Origin of the sequence: Enterococcus xiangfangensis (assembly GCF_005405365.1) — a bacterium.
Classification (GTDB): Bacteria; Bacillota; Bacilli; order Lactobacillales; family Enterococcaceae; genus Enterococcus_A; species Enterococcus_A xiangfangensis.
The window spans coordinates 117,335-136,933 of the sequence record NZ_BJDX01000003.1; the positions used below are offsets into that span (position 1 = coordinate 117,335).

Here is a 19,599-nt window from a genome sequence, read left to right on the forward strand (position 1 = left end):
TACAGGCAAGTTTGGCGAAAAAAGTAAAAAAAGTTGAAATGTAAAGGTTTTATCGGAAGGTTGGTAGTAGCAAAGATGTTAAAACTTTGATAGAATTAACACGTTAGTTAAGCATGGCTTAACCAAATAGTAAAAAACCTTAGGAGGAATTTTTTATGCCAGTAGTATCAGGAGCAGAATTCTTAAAAGCTGCACGTAAAGGCGGATATGCAGTTGGTGGATTTAACACGAACAACTTAGAATGGACTCAAGCAATTCTAAAAGCCGCAGAAGCTAAAAAAGCACCAGTTCTTATTCAAACTTCAATGGGCGCTGCAAAATACATGGGCGGATACAAAGTTGCTAAAGATATCATCACTAACTTAGTTGATTCAATGGGTATCACTGTACCAGTTGCAATCCACTTAGACCATGGTGACTATGAAGCTGCTTTAGAATGTATCGAAGTTGGCTATACTTCAATCATGTTTGATGGTTCTCATCTTCCATTTGAAGAAAACTTGAAATTGGCTAAAGACGTTGTTGAAAAAGCTCATGCTAAAGGCATTTCTGTTGAGTGTGAAGTTGGTTCAATCGGCGGCGAAGAAGACGGCATCATCGGTGCTGGCGAATTAGCTGATGTTAATGAATGTGTACAAATGGTTGCTACAGGTATCGACTACTTAGCATGCGGCATTGGTAATATTCACGGAGTATACCCTGAAAACTGGAAAGGTCTAGCGTTTGATCACTTACAAGCAATTGCTGATGCTGTAGGTTCTGATGTTCCTTTAGTATTACACGGCGGATCAGGTATTCCTAAAGAACAAATCCAAAAAGCTATCTCAATGGGTATTTCTAAAGTCAACGTTAATACTGAATTCCAATTATCATTTGCTAAAGCAACTCGTGAATACATCGAAGCTGGCAAAGATAAAGAAGGAAAAGGCTTTGACCCTCGTAAATTGTTAGCACCAGGTGTTGCTGCAATCGTTAAAGATGCTGAAGAACATATCGACTGGTTCGGTTCAGCTAACAAAGCTTAATTAGTTTTTTCTAGTCTCGGAGCACTTGCTTCGAGGCTTTTTTTTTGGAGAAAATCTGATCAACCATTTATAAAAGTTATTTCTAGTTCTTTTTACTAAAAGAATATAAAAAAAGAATATATTTTACGTGGGTATAAGACCTAAAAATGATTGAACATGAAAAATCTCTTTATTTTCTCCTGAGTTTTGAGAATGCTTCCTTTTTATGCATGCAATAATATGATAAAATGGATAATGGTCTATAAATTTCAAAATAATTAATTAGGTGAAAATAAATGAAAAAAATCGAAATCCATGGCGGAAAGCCATTATCAGGCAATATTACAATTAGCGGCGCAAAAAATAGTGCAGTCGCATTGATCCCAGCAGCAATCATGGCGGATTCGCCAGTGACACTAGAAGGTGTTCCAGATATTCAAGATGTTCATTCATTGATCGAGATTTTAGAAATTATGGGGGCAGAAGTCTCCTTTAAAGATAATACGATGGTGATTGATCCGACTAAAATCGTGTCGATCCCAATGCCAAATGGCAAAATCAACTCATTACGTGCTTCTTATTATTTTATGGGGGCTTTGTTAGGAAAATTTGGTGAAGCAGTTGTTGGCTTACCTGGCGGATGTTTCTTAGGTCCACGTCCAATTGACTTGCACATTAAAGGATTTGAAAGTTTAGGTGCCGATGTTTCAAATGAACACGGTGTAATCTATTTGCGAACTGACAACGACGGTTTGACCGGAGATCGGATCTTTATGGATGTGGTTTCTATTGGTGCGACCATTAATGTGATGCTGGCTGCAGTCAAAGCAAAAGGCAAGACAACGATTGAAAATGCGGCAAAAGAACCAGAAATCATCGACGTTGCTACCTTATTAAACAATATGGGGGCAAAAATCCGTGGAGCAGGTACTGATGAAATTCGAATCGAAGGTGTAGAAGAATTGCATGGTTGTGTTCATTCAATCATTCCTGATCGAATCGAAGCGGGTACTTATCTAGCGTTGGCAGCAGCAATTGGTGAAGGCGTGACGGTCAACAATGTTATTTATGAACATATTGAAAGCTTTATCGCAAAATTAGAAGAAATCGGCGTCGAGATGAATATCTCAGAAGACAGCATTGAAGTATTGCCTTCTAAAAATTTAAAAACAGTGGATGTGACGACATCTCCTTACCCAGGATTTGCTACAGATTTACAACAACCATTAACGCCGCTATTGCTAAAAGCACAAGGTACTTCTGAAATCATCGATACCATTTATTCAAAACGGGTGAACCATATTCCTGAATTGGTTCGAATGGGTGCTGATGCTCGAGTAGAAGGCAACTTGATCGTATTGAATGGGCCAAATGAATTACATGGTGCAGAGGTCGTTGCTTCTGATTTGCGCGCAGGGGCTTGTTTAGTGATTGCCGGCTTGATGGCCAAAGGCAAAACAACGATTTTTAACGTGGAATACATTTTACGCGGCTATGATCATATTATTGAAAAATTAACGGCTCTAGGTGCAACTATCGAAATGATCGACGAGGAAGAGGCGGAGTAATGAGCGATTATTTAACAATGGCGGAACTTGAAAACAAGACGCTAAAAGAAATCTATGCGTATGCGAAAGATTTTAAAATTCCTTATTATAGCCAGATGAATAAAAAAGAATTATCGTTAGCGGTGATTCGAGCACAAGCAGAAAAACAAGGCTTCTTTTATATGGAAGGAATCTTGGATATCGTTGGACAAGATGGCTATGGCTTTTTGCGTCCGATCAATTATGGCTCAAGTGCGGAAGATATTTATATCTCTTCCTCGCAAATCCGTCGTTTCAGTTTACGAAACGGGGACAAGGTAGCTGGAAAAGCGCGTCCACCAAAAGAATCAGAACGCTATTATGGTTTAATGCATGTGGAAAGCGTGAATGGAAAAGATCCGGAAGAAGCCAAAGAACGCCCACATTTTCCCGCATTAACAGCACTTTATCCAGATAAACAATTGGTTTTAGAAACAACGCCTAATCGTTTGTCTACTCGAATGATCGATATCTTCTCACCAGTAGGATTTGGTCAACGAGGATTGATCGTTGCTCCGCCTAAAGCCGGGAAAACAACGATCCTTAAAGAAATTGCAAATGGTATCACTGATAATCATCCAGATGTTGAATTGATCGTTTTGTTAATTGATGAACGACCAGAAGAAGTGACGGACTTAGAACGCAGCGTCAAAGGCGATGTGGTTTATTCGACCTTTGATCAGCAGCCGCAAAACCATACTCGAGTCTCTGAATTAGTATTGGAACGGGCGATGCGTTTAGTCGAGGATAAGCGAGATGTAGTCATTTTGATGGATAGTATCACGCGTTTGGCTCGTGCCTATAACTTAGTCGTTCCGCCTAGCGGTCGAACATTAAGCGGCGGGATCGATCCAGCGGCTCTTTACAAACCCAAAAAATTCTTTGGAGCTGCTCGAAATATTGAAGAAGGCGGCAGCTTGACGATTTTAGCAACGGCACTTGTCGATACTGGCAGTCGGATGGATGATGTAATCTATGAAGAATTTAAAGGAACAGGCAATTTGGAATTGCAATTATCCCGTGAATTATCCGAACGCCGCGTCTTCCCAGCGATTGATATCAAAAAATCTGGTACTCGTAAAGAAGATTTGCTAATGTCGCCGCCGCGTCTGGAAGAAATCTGGAAGATCCGCAACAATATGACCGGCGATTCGTTGGAATATACCTCACAATTTATAAACTTCTTAAAGAAATCAAAGACGAACGAAGATGTTTTTAAAGCATTTAAGGATGTTTCTTTCGGCGGAAAAACTCCGCGCAGAAATCAAAAAAGATAATTGCATTGTCGAATCATTCATGATAGTATATTCATGTTGCAAATTGCAAAAATAACTCTGAACCAGCAAATGATTCAGGGCAAAGGAGCGAAAAAAACTATGAAACAAGGAATTCATCCAGAATATCATCCCGTAGTATTTATGGACTCAACTACAGGTTTCAAATTCTTGTCAGGTTCTACTAAAACTTCACAAGAAACAGTTGAATGGGAAGACGGAAATACTTACCCAGTAATCCGTGTCGAAGTTACTTCAGACTCTCATCCATTCTACACAGGACGCCAAAAATTCACGCAAGCAGATGGACGTGTCGACCGTTTCAACAAAAAATACGGTATCAAAGACACAAACGCTGCGGAATAATCAAAATTCTGTTCAAACAGACTTTAGCGAGTTTCCTATTATGGAAGCTCGTTTTTTTGTGTAGTCATGAAACGTATTTCAGTTCGTGAAACACGTTGAGTTGTAAGCGGTACCTATTTATTTTTAGGAGAGTGTCTCGTATACTGAACACATCATAAAAAGAAGGAGTTAAAATGATGAAAGAGAAAATCATGGATGGCATGCAGAAATTTTCAAAAGCGATGTTTGTTCCGGTTTTGATTCTGCCGATTGCCGGTATTTTAATTGCAATTGGAAACGTTTTTACAAATCCGCGATTAATTGAGACCTTTGGCTTTTTAGATAATCCAATTACGATGGGTTTTGGGAGTATCTTATCTGCGGCGTTGTTACCAGTTCTAACAAATTTAGGAGTTATTTTCTGTGTGGGGATTGCTTTAGGGCTGGCGAATAAGAAAAAAGCTGAAGCCGCATTTACTGCACTTTTAGGTTATTTAGTTTTCTTATATGCCATGAATAAATTTATGGAATTGCGCGATATGCTGGTAGCACCAGAACAATTGCAAGGTTCAGGGCAGGCACTGGTCCTAGGAGTCCAAGTGTTAGATATGGGTGTTTTCTTAGGTATTATCTTAGGTGTTGTTGTTGCACTAATTCATAATCGTTTTATTGATACGACCTTTAGTAATGCTTTTCAAGTGTATGGCGGTGCACGTTTTGTCTTTATCGTATTGATTCCAGTATTGGTGTTGTCAGCCATTATTCTTTCATTCGTTTGGCCGGTAGTTCAGCAAGGAATTGATGGGCTAGGCGGAATCATTCAAAAAACAGGAAATTTTGGTATTTTCTTATACGGTTCATTGGAACGACTGTTGATTCCAACAGGCTTGCACCATTTGATCTATACGCCATTTTTATATACTTCACTTGGCGGTGTGGCAGAAGTTGGCGGTCAAGTATTTGAAGGTGCACGTAATATTTATTTTGCTGAGATTGCAGATCCGGCAGTCAAAGTTCTTTCGCAAAGTGTGATCTGGGATGCTCGAGGCATTTCAAAAATGTTCGGTTTGATTGGAGCCTGCTTGGCTATGTATCAAACAGCTAAACCAGAAAATAAAACAAAAGTAAAAGCAATCTTGATCCCAGCGGTTGTAACATCATTTGTCGCTGGAGTGACAGAGCCTATCGAGTTTTCATTTATGTTTGTTGCACCAGCGCTGTTTGTCATCCATTCAGCTTTAAGCGGATTGAGCATGGTAGTTTTAAATATCTTTGGCTCACGGGCGATTGGTCCGAATGGTTTTATCGACTTTTTGCTTTATAACATTCCATTGGGAACAGAAAAGACTCGCTGGCCGATCTATCTTTTAGTAGGAATCGCGTTCTTCTTTATCTATTACTTTATTTTCCGCTTCTTAATCGTCAAATTCAATTTCAAGACAGTCGGACGTGAAGACAACGACCAAGAGACGAAACTTTATTCGAAAAAAGAATACAACGAGAAAAAGGGACAAGGTTCCAATGATGGTGTACTAGCAACCGCAACAACAGCGGATGAATTTTCACAAAAAATCGTCGATGGCTTAGGCGGCGCTGAAAATATTAAAACGATTGATAATTGTTATACTCGGCTGCGTTTGAAGCTGGCTGATCCAAGTTTAGTAGATGAAGGGTTGTTAAAAGATCAGACTCAAGCAAAAGGAGTCATCAGCAATGGGGAAAATGTGCATGTGGTTTATGGCTTGACCGTGCCACAAGTACGAGAAAAACTTGAAAAATATTTAGGTAGAGACAGAGGAGACGAATAGTGATGAAAAAATTTTCAGTAGTAATTGCCGGCGGAGGAAGTACTTTTACTCCAGGAATCGTTATGATGATGTTAGATAATTTAGACCGTTTTCCGTTACGGACATTGAAGTTATATGATAATGATGGGGATAGACAAGGAATCCTTGGAGAAGCGTTAGAAATTCTCTTGAAAGAACAAGCACCTGAGATCGAGTTTTTATATACGACCGATCCTGAAGTTGCATTTACAGATGTTGATTTCTGTATGGCACATATTCGAGTTGGAAAATATGCGATGCGAGAAAAAGATGAAAAGGTTCCTTTGCGTCATGGCGTATTTGGACAAGAAACTTGCGGGCCTGGCGGAATTGCTTATGGGATGCGCAGTATCACAGGGATGCTAGAAATTATCGATTATATGGAAAAATATTCACCTGATTGTTGGATGTTAAATTATTCTAATCCGGCAGCGATCGTAGCTGAAGCTTGCCGCGTCTTACGTCCAAATTCAAAAGTATTGAATATTTGTGATATGCCAGTCGGTACGTTACGCCGGATGTCGCAGATCGTTGGCAAAACGCCTGAAGAATTAGAAGTTCGATATTTTGGTTTGAATCATTTCGGCTGGTGGACAAGCGTCAAAGATAAAGCAGGACATGAATATATCGATCAGATTCGTGAGTACGTTTCTGAACATGGGTATTTGACACAAGTCGAAGTGGATACGCAACATACGGATCCGAGTTGGCAAGAAACGCATAAAAAAGCGAAAGATATTTTAGCTGTAGCACCTGAGTATCTACCGAATACGTATTTGAAATATTATCTGTATCCTGATTATGTCTTTGAACATATGAAAGATCATCCTGAATTTACGCGGGCAAATGAAGTCATGCAAGGCCGTGAAAAAAATGTTTTTGATCACGCGCGCCAAATCATTGCGAACGGTTCGGCTGAAGGAATCGCTTTTGATATTGATTCCCATGCGACTTTTATCGTAGATCTAGCTCGGGCGATTTCTTTCAACACTCATGAACGAATGGTAATGATCGTTGAAAACAATGGAGCAATTGCCAATTTCCCTGATGATGCGATGGTAGAAGTTCCTTGTATCGTCGGAACTGACGGACCAGAAGCACTGGCACAAGGTCAAATTCCAGCCTTCCAGCAAGCTCTGATGTTCCAACAAGTTACTGTTGAAAAACTAGTGGTCGAAGCTTATGCAGAAAATAGCTATCAAAAAATGTGGCAAGCGCTAACACTATCTAAAACAGTTCCAAGTGCACAAGTTGCCAAAGAATTATTAGACGATCTGATTCTTGAAAATGGGAACTACTGGCCAGAATTACATTAATTATGTGGGGTGTAACAACAATGTCCAAAGGGATTCGTTGTTGTTATACCCTTTTTCTGAAACTATAGGAGGAATAGCAATGGAGATTACCGTAATTGGTTTAGGTAAAATGGGGATGGGAATCGCTGAAAACTTATTAAGCCATCAACATCAAGTTGCTGGTTTTGACATTGATCCAAGTGTTGCTGAAAGACTGACTAAATTGGGCGGAATTTATTATTCTGATATCGAACAACTAAAGAAGCGTGACAAGCAGCAGATTATTTGGTTAATGTTGCCGGCAGGGGATTTGACCAATCAGATGGTCGAAAATATTTTAGCGTTGCTAGATGCAGGTGATATCGTGATCGATGCGGGCAATGCACATTATCAAGACAGTAAGAATAATTACGAACGGTGCCAAGCAAAGGGAATTCATTTTTTAGATGTGGGGACATCCGGCGGTGTTGCAGGTGCTCAAAAAGGTGCGTGTATGATGGTCGGAGGGGATAAGGAAATCTTTGACCAATTAGAACCAGTCTTTGCTGATTTATGTGTGGAAAAAGGAGTTATTTATAGTGGCCCGGCTGGAAGCGGTCATTATCTCAAAATGATCCATAATGGAATCGAATATGGCATGATGCAATCGATCGGCGAAGGGTTCAATTTACTGCACCACAGCCCATACGATTATGAGATGAGTGAAGTTGCGCAAGTATTCAATCATGGATCTGTGATTCGTTCTTGGCTGATGGAACTGACAGAAAATATTTATCGAGAACGAGTGGACATGCAAGAAATTGCTGGGGTCATTCCGTCTTCTGGTGAAGGAAAATGGACAGTAGAAGAGGCATTACGCTTAAATGTAAATCTGCCAGTGATCACTCAGTCACTTATGACGCGCTTTGCTTCAGAAGATTATGATAAGATAAGTGAAAAGCTTGTCGCATTATTACGTAACCAGTTTGGCGGGCATGATTTTATAAAGGGTGAGTGATTTTATCAATGTTTTTAGGAATAGATATTGGAACAACAGCGATTAAGTTAGGGGTCATTCAGGAAAATGAACTGCTTTATACAAGTGACTTGCCGCTCAAAACCTATGGGGATGACCGAATTAAATTTCAAAAAGGCGATGAACTGCTGGCTGCCTTAACAGCAGGTATCTTGGCGATTCCAGCTTGGGTGCGTCAACAAATTGCTATTATCAGTTTTAGTACGGCGATGCATAGTTTGATGCCTGATGATGGGAAAAAACAAATCTTTTTATGGTCAGATGTCCAAGCGGCAAGTGCAATCGACCGCTTTAAACAGACGAATTTAGCAACCCGGTTTTATGAAATTTCGGGGACGCCGATCCATGCGATGTCACCATTTGCGAAACTATTATACTTTCAAGAAACGAAACAGTATCCAGCTGAGATCCATTGGTATGGAATCAAAGAATTGGTCATGCAGTACTTTACAGGAAAGCCATTCATCGATTATGCCACAGCCTCTGCTACCGGGTTGTTCGATTTGCGAGAAAAGCAATGGAGCAAAGAAATCCTCAATTATTTAGGAATAAAGGCTACTCATTTGGCGCCTTTGGCAGATACGACGCAGGCATTTGAAATGTTACCAGAAATACGGACATTGTTTGATTTTTCTCACGAGATTCAAGTGGTGATTGGAGCAAGCGACGGAACGCTGGCAGCCTATGCTAGCTACTATTCCACGGGCAGAACAGCTAGTCTAACCATCGGGACAAGTGCGGCCGTTCGGCAGATTACTAAAAAAATTCAATTGGATCAGAAAAAGCAAAATTTCTGCTATTACTTAAAAGAAGATTTGTTAGTGAGTGGGGCTCCTTCCAATAATGGCGGGATTGTTTTGGCCTGGGCAGCAGAACAAGTGTCAGCCAATCCAGCGGTGTTTTATGAAACATTGCCAGATTTGTTGACAGATACGACACCGGGTGCGAATAATTTGCGTTTTTGGCCCTACTTGAATGGAGAACGTGCACCTTATTGGAGCAATGAGATCAAAGGTGGGTTTTATGATTTAACATTGCAACATACTAGAGCCGATATGGTTCGCAGTGTGATCGAAGGAATGTTACTAAACATTCGTCAACTGGTTGAGCTAGTGGCTGAGGGGGAAGAACTATCTGTAAGTGGCGGATTTTTTCAAACCGCGGCTTTAGGAAAGTTGGCGGCGGATATTTTTGGAACACCTTGTTACTATGCACCGCAAAATGAGCCAATTTTTGGTTTGTACTATTTATTAGAACAGCCTGAACAAAGGATCGAAGAAAATCAAGCTTTTTTACCAGATCCGGTTGAGCGAGATACTTATAAACGAATTGCATCGAACTATTTTGTTTGATTCTTTTGGGTAATTTCTTGAACGATATATTCCATCAGTAATAATAATTTACCGAAGAAGCTGTTATATTTAATGTTTTGGCTGTCTAGAGGACGATCATCGGCAACTTCGAAAACGATTGTCGCAAATTTAGTTGCCCGAGATTGACTATTGCCAGTGAATAAAATCGTAGGAATATTTTTTTCTTGTGAAAACTGCATTTTCTCAATAACTTTTTGAGTTTCACCGGCTTTAGAAATAACGATCATCATGCTGATATTATCGGCATTGTTGTTGATGATTCCTGATGAATCAGCAGCGTTGACAAAAAGTGCCTTGATCCCATTTACCAATAATTTTTTGTAAAGATATTCAGCAATGATACTAGAAAAACCAGTTGCATAAATCGTGATGAATTTTTCTTGGTTTTCTTGATAGATCTTTTTCATCGTTTGGATTGAAGGAATGATTTTCTCTGTTGGAATAGAAATATCAACAGTCGCCTCAACGAATTGATTATTTGGCTGGTATTGATTTTTTAGAAAATAGAATAGTTCTAAGTAACCAGAGAAATCTAATTTTTGTGCCAAACGAACGATTGTTGCCGGTGAGGTGTAGAGTGTCGCAGCGATTTTTTTCAATGAAACACCTTCTAGCTCATTGACATGATCCGCTAAATAAGTCAAAATGGCTCGATCGTTATCTGATAAGTGCTTTCCTTTAGTAACTAATTCTAAATCCATCGCTGGACCTCCTAAGCAAGATAATAAGTACACATTAGTATTTATTATACACCAATGATTGGAAAAAGAACCAAGCTATATGATGTTGAGTCACCATAAGTGTAGAAACGAAAGGAGTGTAATAAATGTTTGGACTATTTAAAAATAAAACAAGTGAGATCACTACACCCGTAAATGGATTGGTGGTCGATCTGCAAGAAGTAAATGATCCAGTCTTCAGTGGCAAGATGATGGGAGAAGGGTTTGCAGTGAAACCTGCAGACGGGAAAATCCATGCTCCTGTCAAAGGGACGATCAAATCGATTTTCCCCTCATTTCATGCTTTGACGCTGGAAGCGGCCGATGGACTTGATATCTTGATCCATCTGGGATTGGATACCGTTGAGTTAGATGGCAACGGCTTTAGTTCATTCGTTCAAGAAGGACAGAAAGTCGATGTGGGGGACCTCTTGATCCAAGTTGATTTAGACTTTTTAGCACAAAACGAAAAAGATGATATTGTCATCGTCGTTTTTCCAGAAATGCAAAATAAGAAAATACAAATAAATCTTGGTGAAAAACAACTTGGTGAAGTAGCGGCGGCTTTGAAATAAATCTTTCTGTGTTTTTTTATGTCGCGCGTATGTTAGTAGAGTATTCTATAATCATTTTTTTGCCCAAAAAGCCGCTGGAAGGAGTTGTTGTTCTTTTGGCGGCTTTTTCCGTTCATAGTAAAACATACTAATTTTCTGAGGAGAATAATTGCTATCATCGTCTATTTAAGCTATAGTTTGGCAAACAAAGGATTTGAGGTGTAAAAAGATGAAATCAATTTTATTAATTGGTCAATCAAATATGGCAGGAAGGGGATATTTGAGCGATGTTCCTGCTATTTATAACGAAAATATCGAAGTGCTGCGCAATGGTCGGTGGAAAATGATGGCAGAACCAATTCATTTTGATCGTGAAGTTGCTGGAGTTGGCCCAGCGGCATCTTTTGCAGCGGCGTGGTCACAAGACAATCCTGATGAAAAACTAGGATTGATTCCTTGTGCTGAAGGCGGCAGTTCGATCGATGAATGGGGAGCAGATCAATTGTTGAGCCGCCATGCTTTGGCTGAAACAAAGTTTGCTATGGCGTCTAGTGAATTGATTGGTATTTTGTGGCATCAAGGAGAAAATGATAGTTTGAATGGGCACTATAAAAATTATGCGAAAAAATTAAAAGCAGTATTTGATTATTTTCGAAAGGAGTTGGCCTTGCCGGAATTACCGATTGTTATAGGCGAACTTCCTGACTTCTTAGGAAAAACTGGGTTTGGTTTAAGTGCAACAGAATTTGCTGAGATCAATCGCGAAATGGCAAAAGTGGCTGGAGATAATTGCTATCTTGTCAGTGCTGAAAAACTAAATGCCAATCCAGATGGTATCCATATCAATGCGGAATCGCAAAGACAATTTGGAATCCGTTATTATGAAGCTTTTACGCAGAAAAGAAATATCCTCCATGCTTTAGGCGATGAAGACGAGCAGCTTAGCAAAATATACGGACGAGCAGCAACAAAAAATGAAAAAATCTATTTGTTGAGTCGAGATTTTGCGCTTGGAAGAATCGATTATCAAAAATTTATGGAGAAATTTGCTGAGATCGCTGAATGATCAAATTAAGGCGCTTCATTTTTTATCGGAATGAGTACTGTTTTTAATTGTAACCGATCGTATTTTTACGGTCGGTTTTTTAGCTTTTTCTTTATTCGATTTGCTGATTGTTTTTAACGGTCATAAGTATGCTAAAATACTTGTTGTTACTAATAGAAGAAAGAGGAATAAAATGACACAATCAACTTCGGCTTATATTCACATTCCTTTTTGTGAGCATATCTGTTACTACTGTGACTTCAATAAAGTTTTTATTGAAGGACAACCAGTAGATGAATATATCGAAGCGTTGCTGAAAGAAGCACGCTTATCTTTGATCCAAAATCCGGTAGAAATGATGGAGACCGTCTATGTCGGCGGTGGAACGCCTACATCCCTTGACGCGAAACAGCTAGATCGGTTGTTGAGCGGGTTGCGGGAGATCCTTCCTTATAATGGCGGTGAATTTACAGTGGAGGCCAATCCGGGGGATTTATCTGCAGACAAATTAGATGTTATGAAAAATTATGGCGTCAATCGTTTATCAATGGGTGTTCAAACGTTTGATGATCGCCTGCTAAAAAAAATCGGGCGTAAGCATACGGCACAAGATGTGTATGATACGATCCAATTATTAGAAGAAAAAGATTTTCAAAATGTGACGATCGACTTGATCTATGCATTACCTGGACAAAGTTTAGAAAGTTTTCGCGATACAGTCAAACGAGCACTGGCGTTAGATCTGCCGCATTATGCATTGTACTCATTGATTTTGGAAAATCAAACGATGTTTATGAATTGGGTCCGCCGTGGAAAAATGCAGTTGCCAGAACAAGAAGTCGAAGCACAGATGTATGCGGAAACGATTGAGGCGATGGAAAAAGCGGGCAGGATGCAATATGAGATTAGCAACTTTACCAAACCTGGGTTTGAAAGCCAACACAATCTTGTTTATTGGAACAACCAAAATTATTTTGGTTTCGGTGCAGGAGCGAGTGGTTATCTTGGAAAACGCCGTTACAAAAATCGCGGACCGATTCAGCATTATTTGAGATCGTTGAATGAAGACCAATTGCCGATGCTTGAAGAAGAATATTTATCGGAAAAAGAACAGATCGAAGAGGAAATGTTCTTAGGCTTAAGAAAAATTTTAGGTGTCGATAAAGCAACTTTTGAGGCTCGTTTTGGCCAAAGTATCACAAGTATTTATAAGGCAGTTATCGAAGAGTTAAAGCAGCAAAAGCTGATAGTAGAGACAGAATCTAGCCTTCGCTTGACAAAGACCGGTTTGTTTCGAGGAAATGATGTTTTCGAAAAATTTTTAATCAGTAGATGAAATTAGCACTCTCTTTATGAGAGTGCTAATTTTTGGTTTTTCTTGCTTGACTTCTATAGAGAATGTGGTATATTAATAATCGAGTTAGCACTTAAAAATAAAGAGTGCTAACTAAAGGATGAGAAGAATGTTAACAGAAAGACAAAAACTGATTCTCAGCTTGATCATCCAAGACTTTACTCATACGGGACAACCGGTGGGGTCGAAAAGTTTAATGGAAGAAGGCGTAAAAGCAAGTTCCGCAACTATCCGCAATGATATGAAGGCCCTGGAAGAATTAGGTTTGTTAGAGAAGACCCATTCCTCATCTGGGAGGATCCCTTCAGCTTTAGGCTATCGTTATTATGTGGATCATTTACTAACGCCGACAAAGGTGAGCAGTCAAGAAATAGACCAGATCCGCAGCTCGTTAAAGAAAGATATCCATGAAATTGACGATATCATTCAGCAGTCTGCTAAAATGCTTTCGCAAGTTACCAGCTATACGGCGTTTTCACTTGGTCCTGAGATGAAAGATCGGACGTTGACCGGTTTTCGAATCGTTCCATTAAATGATCGGCAAATCTTGGCAATCATTGTTACAGATAAAGGAAATGTGGAAAGTCAAGTCTTTCACATACCTGAAAATGTCGAGAGTCAAGACTTAGAAAAAATGGTTCGTATCATTAATGATCGTTTAGTAGGACAGCCGTTAATAAGTGTCTATCAGAAATTAAGAACTGAGATTCCAATGATCTTACATCGTTATTTTCAAACGACTGAAGGAATCGGTCATTTGTTCGATGTAATCTTAAATGATGCCTTTGAAGACAAAGTGTTTGTAAGTGGGCGGATGAATATTTTGAATTTCAATCCGGACCAAGATCTTAACCAAGTCAAATCAATGTATTCATTGATGCAAAATTCTGATGAGTTGACACAATTGTTGTTGCCTTCTGACAACAATATCCATGTTCGAATCGGAACTGAGTTGGGGAATGACTTGTTCGATCGGCTAAGTATGATTCAAGCAAACTATGAAATTCGCGGACATGGCCGGGGGACGATCGCATTGTTGGGTCCAACGTCGATGCCATATTCAAAAATTTTTGGTCTGTTGGAAGTTTTCCAATCCGAGTTGACAAATGCATTGGATGATTATTATCGTTCATTGGATTTATATCACTAGAAACGATTCCTAAAAAGAAAGGGAGTAGCGTAGTGGCAGAAGAAAAGAAACAAGAAGTTGAAGAAGAATTGGCAGCAGTTGAAACGGCGGAAACACAAGCAACGGATAATGAAACAGAAGAAATCGATATTCCGGAAGTTTCTGAAGTCGAAGAACTGACTAGCAAATTTAATGAAATGGAAGACAAATTTTTGCGTGCTCGTGCTGAAATCGCAAATATGTCTAATCGCAACAAAAATGAACGGGAACAATTAGTTCGGTATCGTTCACAAGATCTTGGCAAGAAATTATTGCCAGCGATCGATAACTTGGAAAGAGCTCTTGCAACTGAAGTTACTGACGAGCAAGCGACTAGTCTGAAAAAAGGCGTGGAAATGGTGCTTGAAAGTTTAACGGTTGCATTGAAAGAAGAAGGAATCACAGAAATCCCAGCGGAAGGCGAATCATTTGATCCTAATCTGCATCAGGCAGTTCAAACAGTTCCAGCCGAAGCTGATGTGAAACCTGAAACGATTGTCAATGTATTGCAAAAAGGCTATCAATTGCACGATCGTGTATTACGTCCAGCAATGGTAATCGTCGCTCAATAAGTAAACAATAAAACAAAACATATAATCAAAGGAGATTTTCAACTATGAGTAAAATTATTGGTATTGACTTAGGTACAACAAACTCAGCAGTCGCTGTCTTAGAAGGCGGAGAAGCAAAAATCATCACTAATCCTGAAGGAAATCGTACAACACCTTCTGTTGTTTCATTTAAAAATGGCGAAATCCAAGTTGGTGAAGTTGCTAAGCGTCAAGCAGTAACAAATCCTAACACGATTTCATCAATCAAACGCCACATGGGTGAAGCGGGATACAAAGTGGAAGCAGACGGAAAAACTTATACACCGCAAGAAATTTCAGCAATGGTATTGCAATACATCAAAGGGTTTGCTGAAGACTACCTAGGTGAAAAAGTTGAAAAAGCAGTTATTACTGTTCCAGCTTACTTCAACGACTCACAACGTCAAGCGACAAAAGATGCGGGTAAAATCGCTGGTTTAGAAGTGGAACGGATCGTTAATGAACCAACAGCTGCTGCATTAGCCTATGGCTTAGACAAAACAGACCGCGATGAAAAAATCTTAGTATTTGACCTTGGTGGTGGTACTTTCGACGTTTCAATCCTTGAATTAGGCGATGGCGTCTTCGATGTATTATCTACTGCAGGAGACAACAATCTAGGTGGGGATGACTTCGATAATAAGATCATCGATTACTTAGTTGCTGAATTCAAACAAGCAAATGGAATTGATTTATCAAAAGATAAAATGGCGACACAACGTTTGAAAGATGCTGCTGAAAAAGCGAAAAAAGATTTATCAGGTGTCAGCTCAACTCAAATCAGCTTGCCGTTCATCACTGCTGGCGATGCGGGTCCATTACATTTAGAAACAACTTTATCACGTGCTAAATTTGACGAAATCACGGCTGATCTAGTCGAACGGACAAAAACACCCGTTCGTCAAGCATTAAAAGATGCTGGTCTATCTCAATCAGACGTCGACGAAGTTATTTTGGTCGGTGGTTCTACACGTATTCCTGCTGTTGTTGAAGCAGTTCGTAAAGAAACAGGTAAAGAACCAAACAAATCTGTTAACCCCGATGAAGTAGTAGCGATGGGTGCTGCTATTCAAGGTGGCGTTATCACAGGTGATGTGAAAGATGTTGTCTTACTTGATGTAACACCATTGTCATTAGGTATCGAAACAATGGGCGGCGTATTTACAAAATTGATCGACCGGAATACAACGATCCCTACAAGTAAATCCCAAGTATTCTCAACTGCTGCAGATAACCAACCGGCTGTAGATATCCATGTCTTGCAAGGTGAACGTCCGATGGCTGCAGACAACAAAACATTGGGTCGTTTCCAATTGACAGACATTCCAGCTGCACCACGAGGAATTCCACAAATTGAAGTATCATTTGATATCGACAAAAATGGGATTGTTAATGTTTCAGCTAAAGATTTAGGAACTCAAAAAGAACAAAAAATTACAATCAAATCTTCATCAGGTTTGTCAGATGACGAAATCGAACGTATGGTGAAAGATGCTGAAGCAAATGCAGATGCTGATAAAGCTCGTAAAGAAGAAGTTGACCTACGTAATGACGTGGATGCTTTATTATTCTCAGTGGATAAAACATTGAAAGAATTAGAAGGCAAAGTTGACGCAGATGAAGTGAAAAAAGCGGAAGATGCTCGTGATGAATTGAAAGCGGCAGTTGAAGCAAACGACATCGAACAAATGAAAGAAAAACGCGATGCGTTGAATGAAATCGTCCAAAACTTAACCGTTAAACTTTATGAACAAGCAGCGCAACAACAAGCAGAGGCTGATCCGAATGCAGCTCAAGGCGGTGCGGATGACGTAGTGGATGCTGATTTTGAAGAAGTTAACGATGATGACAAATAATTAGTTCGTTGATAAAGGCCAAAGTCATCGCTTTGGCCTTTTTTCTTTCAAGATGAGGCGCTCCTTTAGAAAAATGTTAAGAAGAGTATCGTATCGATTTTGAGTGTGATACAATACTAACGATTCTATGAAATTATGGAGGGAAGCCAATGGCTACAAAACGGGATTATTACGAAGTCCTTGGGGTACAAAAAGGGGCTTCGGATGATGAAATAAAAAAAGCATACCGCAAGCTTTCCAAACAATACCATCCGGATATTAATAAAGAAGCCGATGCTGAAGATAAATTTAAAGAGATTTCTGAAGCGTATGAGATCTTAAGCGATCCACAAAAACGTGCGGCGTATGACCAATACGGACATGCTGGAACTGATCCGAATTTTGGTGCTGGCGGAGCAGGTGGCTTCGGAGGCGCTGGTGGATTTGGCGGAGCAGGTGGTTTTGGATTTGAAGATATCTTTGAATCTTTCTTTGGAGGCGGCGGTTCACGACAAGCGGATCCTAAAGCTCCAAGACAAGGTTCTGATCTTCAATATTCTATCAATTTGGAATTTGAAGAAGCTATTTTTGGTGTGGAAAAAGATATTAAATACAATCGTGAAGAAACGTGTCAAACGTGTAACGGAAATGGTGCAAAACCTGGAACGCAACCAGAAGTTTGTCATAAGTGTCATGGTTCTGGTTCGATCAATGTGGAACATCAAACACCGCTTGGTCGTGTGATGAGCCGTCAAACGTGTGATGTGTGTCATGGTACAGGAAAAGAAATCAAAGATCCTTGTCCAACTTGTCATGGTACAGGACATGAAAAACGTCCGCACACTGTTAAAGTAAAAGTACCTGCTGGTGTGGAAGACGGCCAACAAATGCGTTTAGCTGACCAAGGAGAAGCTGGAATCAATGGCGGCCCTTACGGTGATCTATATGTTGTCTTTAAAGTAAAAGAAAGTGACATCTTTGATCGTGACGGCGCAGAGATTTATTATACTTTACCGTTAAGTTTTGTTCAGGCGGCTTTAGGGGATGAAATCAATGTACCGACTGTTCATGGAGACGTACGATTGAAAGTGCCTGCCGGGACGCAAACTGGGGCTAAGTTTAGACTTCGGGGCAAAGGTGCACCGCGGCTTCGCGGCAACACCAACGGCGACCAACAAGTAACCGTAAAAATCATTACACCGAAGAATTTAAATGATAAACAACGCGAGGCATTACGTGCCTTTGCAGAAGCTGGCGGTCAAACAGTCAGTGAGCAAAAAGAAGAAGGTTTCTTTGGCAAGATGAAAGATGCTTTTGGTGCAAAAAAATAAAGTAAAAGGTTCAATCAAATTTGATTGAACCTTTTTTAGTACCAAAAAAACGATAAATAAATTCAACTATATTAAGCAACTATTCAGTCGTTAATTAAAAGAAAGAGGCTTAGAAAAATTTTCGATTGATTTGGCTTTTATGAGTTAGAAGATTCTAGCCTTTTTTACGATCAAGTGAGATCTTTGTTACGAGCAATCGATTAGAAATAGCTTGTAATTGAGCGCGAGAGGGTCTAGCTGCTTTGTCTGTGCTAGTCAAGGAATCTGTTGTCATAAGGGTCTTGAATAATTTTTCATAGTTCAATTTGTAATCGCTGATCCGGGCTTTTTTTCGTAATTCATGGCGGCAAATATGGTCCTGTGCAATTCCTAGATCAAGCAGCAAGGTTTGTGCTGCAGTCAGCTCTTCTTTAGTCAAATTTTCAGTTAACTTTGGATCAATCAAAATACCAGCTGGTCGTGGCGTGACAGCTTGCAATTGTTTTGTTTCAGGATTTATCAAACAAGCAGGCAGTTGTGTACAGACGGCAAGTTGAGCAATTAAGGTTGTTGGAATTTGGATCAATGAAAGGCCGCCAAGGTAAGTCGCTGAGACATAACCGCTCAATTGGCACAGGGCCTCATCGCCTAAACCGATGATTCCATCTGCGACAGTCATTTTTTGGTTTTCCAAGAATTGATGAATAAGGCTAGCCGTTTCTGTTGTGTAACAAGTTTCATTCAAAATCAAAGTTTGAACATCAAAACCTAAAATCGTTAAGTATTGAAGAATTTCTGTCCCATGACGATCAAATGCTTTTTTATCACTGATCAAAACTACTTTTCTTGTTGTCCATAAAGAAGTTGCGTAACTGCCAATCGCTGCAAGATCAGCTAGTTTTATCTTATTCTTTGGTATAGTTTTCATAAAAATTCCTCCAATTTTTTAATCACTGCGTAACCACTAAAAAAAGCTCATCATAGATACGAAAACCTACAATGAGCTTAAGAATTAAAAAAAGCCACAATAGATTTTCATCTATGCGGCGAAAAATCAGCACAAAATGCTTTAGCCATCATAGATACAAACTGAAAGGTTTGCATCCATGAAACAAGCACGAATACAAACTTATCTAAAATAGCTAAAGTAATAATTATTCAATTGTTTAGCGATTGATCGAGTCATAGTGATCGCTCCAAACGATTTGATTTATTTTGCTTTATATTGTGGTTTATTCTAGTCGTATTATTAGAGCTTGTCAAGTCGAAAAAAGGATGTGACAAAAATCTTGCCACACCGTTTTCT

At 39.6% G+C, this 19,599-nt stretch carries 17 protein-coding genes; 15 read left to right on the top strand and 2 right to left on the bottom strand.

The genetic code is table 11. The features are described 5' to 3' along the window. Positions 1-155: 155 nt before the first annotated feature. The 8 genes from FFM68_RS04555 (at position 156) to FFM68_RS04590 (ending at position 9,697) form a co-directional block, all read left to right on the top strand. Positions 156-1,025, top strand: coding sequence for a class II fructose-bisphosphate aldolase (locus tag FFM68_RS04555; RefSeq protein WP_137618251.1), 870 nt, complete (start codon positions 156-158; stop codon positions 1,023-1,025). 275 nt (positions 1,026-1,300) lie between these two features. Next, entirely contained in the window at positions 1,301-2,572 is a 1,272-nt protein-coding gene (gene murA / locus FFM68_RS04560; protein WP_137618252.1) for a UDP-N-acetylglucosamine 1-carboxyvinyltransferase, read from the top strand. Then, entirely contained in the window at positions 2,572-3,867 is a 1,296-nt protein-coding gene (gene rho / locus FFM68_RS04565; protein ID WP_137618253.1) for a transcription termination factor Rho, read from the top strand. The genes murA and rho overlap by 1 nt, the downstream gene beginning before the upstream one ends. 99 nt (positions 3,868-3,966) lie before the next feature. After that, entirely contained in the window at positions 3,967-4,230 is a 264-nt protein-coding gene (locus FFM68_RS04570) for a type B 50S ribosomal protein L31 (RefSeq protein ID WP_137618254.1), read from the top strand. A 176-nt stretch (positions 4,231-4,406) separates the two neighbouring features. After that, positions 4,407-6,017, top strand: a complete 1,611-nt coding sequence (locus FFM68_RS04575) for a PTS transporter subunit EIIC (protein ID WP_137618255.1) — start codon at positions 4,407-4,409, stop codon at positions 6,015-6,017. Between the two features lie 2 nt (positions 6,018-6,019). Then, a complete protein-coding gene (locus FFM68_RS04580) occupies positions 6,020-7,351 on the top strand; it encodes a 6-phospho-alpha-glucosidase (RefSeq protein WP_137618256.1) in 1,332 nt (443 codons plus the stop codon). Positions 7,352-7,430: 79 nt separating this feature from the next. Beyond that, the gene (gene gnd / locus FFM68_RS04585) at positions 7,431-8,327 is read left to right on the top strand and encodes a phosphogluconate dehydrogenase (NAD(+)-dependent, decarboxylating) (protein ID WP_137618257.1); all 897 of its coding nucleotides are present in this window, start codon (positions 7,431-7,433) and stop codon (positions 8,325-8,327) included. Between the two features lie 8 nt (positions 8,328-8,335). Then, a complete protein-coding gene (locus FFM68_RS04590; protein WP_167483450.1) occupies positions 8,336-9,697 on the top strand; it encodes a gluconokinase in 1,362 nt (453 codons plus the stop codon). On the opposite strand, the gene FFM68_RS04595 is transcribed toward FFM68_RS04590, so the two are convergent. After that, on the bottom strand, positions 9,685-10,419 hold the full coding sequence (locus FFM68_RS04595; protein ID WP_137618259.1) for a MurR/RpiR family transcriptional regulator: 735 nt from the start codon (positions 10,417-10,419) through the stop codon (positions 9,685-9,687). The genes FFM68_RS04590 and FFM68_RS04595 overlap by 13 nt on opposite strands. A 125-nt stretch (positions 10,420-10,544) precedes the next feature. Between FFM68_RS04595 and FFM68_RS04600 the strand changes: the two genes are divergently transcribed. The 7 genes from FFM68_RS04600 to dnaJ all read left to right on the top strand — a co-directional run bounded on the left by FFM68_RS04600 (position 10,545) and on the right by dnaJ (position 18,314). Beyond that, entirely contained in the window at positions 10,545-11,012 is a 468-nt protein-coding gene (locus tag FFM68_RS04600) for a PTS sugar transporter subunit IIA (RefSeq protein ID WP_137618260.1), read from the top strand. 208 nt (positions 11,013-11,220) lie between these two features. Further along, complete coding sequence (locus FFM68_RS04605; protein ID WP_137618261.1) at positions 11,221-12,057, top strand: sialate O-acetylesterase; 837 nt, start codon at positions 11,221-11,223, stop codon at positions 12,055-12,057. A gap of 172 nt (positions 12,058-12,229) precedes the next feature. Then, positions 12,230-13,372, top strand: coding sequence for a radical SAM family heme chaperone HemW (gene hemW, locus FFM68_RS04610; RefSeq protein WP_137618262.1), 1,143 nt, complete (start codon positions 12,230-12,232; stop codon positions 13,370-13,372). A 127-nt stretch (positions 13,373-13,499) separates the two neighbouring features. Beyond that, positions 13,500-14,540 (top strand): heat-inducible transcriptional repressor HrcA, encoded by a 1,041-nt coding sequence (gene hrcA / locus FFM68_RS04615; protein ID WP_137618263.1) that lies wholly within the window; start codon positions 13,500-13,502, stop codon positions 14,538-14,540. Between the two features lie 32 nt (positions 14,541-14,572). Beyond that, positions 14,573-15,130 carry a nucleotide exchange factor GrpE gene (gene grpE, locus FFM68_RS04620; RefSeq protein ID WP_137618264.1) on the top strand — a complete coding sequence of 186 codons (558 nt, stop codon included), beginning with the start codon at positions 14,573-14,575 and terminating at the stop codon, positions 15,128-15,130. 44 nt (positions 15,131-15,174) lie between these two features. After that, positions 15,175-17,004, top strand: coding sequence for a molecular chaperone DnaK (gene dnaK, locus FFM68_RS04625; protein ID WP_137618265.1), 1,830 nt, complete (start codon positions 15,175-15,177; stop codon positions 17,002-17,004). Between the two features lie 149 nt (positions 17,005-17,153). Then, positions 17,154-18,314, top strand: coding sequence for a molecular chaperone DnaJ (gene dnaJ / locus FFM68_RS04630; protein ID WP_137618266.1), 1,161 nt, complete (start codon positions 17,154-17,156; stop codon positions 18,312-18,314). A gap of 154 nt (positions 18,315-18,468) precedes the next feature. Here the strand turns inward: dnaJ and FFM68_RS04635 are convergent, their stop codons facing one another. Next, positions 18,469-19,221 (bottom strand): hypothetical protein, encoded by a 753-nt coding sequence (locus FFM68_RS04635; RefSeq protein ID WP_137618267.1) that lies wholly within the window; start codon positions 19,219-19,221, stop codon positions 18,469-18,471. Positions 19,222-19,599: the final 378 nt, after the last annotated feature.

Bases quoted from the DNA above. Each gene is read 5' to 3' on its own strand.
- rho (WP_137618253.1), top strand. From the start codon at position 2,572: ATGAGCGATTATTTAACAATGGCGGAACTTGAAAACAAGACGCTAAAA.
- hrcA (WP_137618263.1), top strand. From the start codon at position 13,500: ATGTTAACAGAAAGACAAAAACTGATTCTCAGCTTGATCATCCAAGAC.
- FFM68_RS04575 (WP_137618255.1), top strand. From the start codon at position 4,407: ATGAAAGAGAAAATCATGGATGGCATGCAGAAATTTTCAAAAGCGATG.
- FFM68_RS04635 (WP_137618267.1), bottom strand. From the start codon at position 19,221: ATGAAAACTATACCAAAGAATAAGATAAAACTAGCTGATCTTGCAGCG.
- hemW (WP_137618262.1), top strand. From the start codon at position 12,230: ATGACACAATCAACTTCGGCTTATATTCACATTCCTTTTTGTGAGCAT.
- FFM68_RS04590 (WP_167483450.1), top strand. From the start codon at position 8,336: ATGTTTTTAGGAATAGATATTGGAACAACAGCGATTAAGTTAGGGGTC.
- gnd (WP_137618257.1), top strand. From the start codon at position 7,431: ATGGAGATTACCGTAATTGGTTTAGGTAAAATGGGGATGGGAATCGCT.
- FFM68_RS04605 (WP_137618261.1), top strand. From the start codon at position 11,221: ATGAAATCAATTTTATTAATTGGTCAATCAAATATGGCAGGAAGGGGA.
- FFM68_RS04580 (WP_137618256.1), top strand. From the start codon at position 6,020: ATGAAAAAATTTTCAGTAGTAATTGCCGGCGGAGGAAGTACTTTTACT.
- FFM68_RS04600 (WP_137618260.1), top strand. From the start codon at position 10,545: ATGTTTGGACTATTTAAAAATAAAACAAGTGAGATCACTACACCCGTA.
- FFM68_RS04570 (WP_137618254.1), top strand. From the start codon at position 3,967: ATGAAACAAGGAATTCATCCAGAATATCATCCCGTAGTATTTATGGAC.
- murA (WP_137618252.1), top strand. From the start codon at position 1,301: ATGAAAAAAATCGAAATCCATGGCGGAAAGCCATTATCAGGCAATATT.
- dnaJ (WP_137618266.1), top strand. From the start codon at position 17,154: ATGGCTACAAAACGGGATTATTACGAAGTCCTTGGGGTACAAAAAGGG.
- FFM68_RS04555 (WP_137618251.1), top strand. From the start codon at position 156: ATGCCAGTAGTATCAGGAGCAGAATTCTTAAAAGCTGCACGTAAAGGC.
- FFM68_RS04595 (WP_137618259.1), bottom strand. From the start codon at position 10,419: ATGGATTTAGAATTAGTTACTAAAGGAAAGCACTTATCAGATAACGAT.
- dnaK (WP_137618265.1), top strand. From the start codon at position 15,175: ATGAGTAAAATTATTGGTATTGACTTAGGTACAACAAACTCAGCAGTC.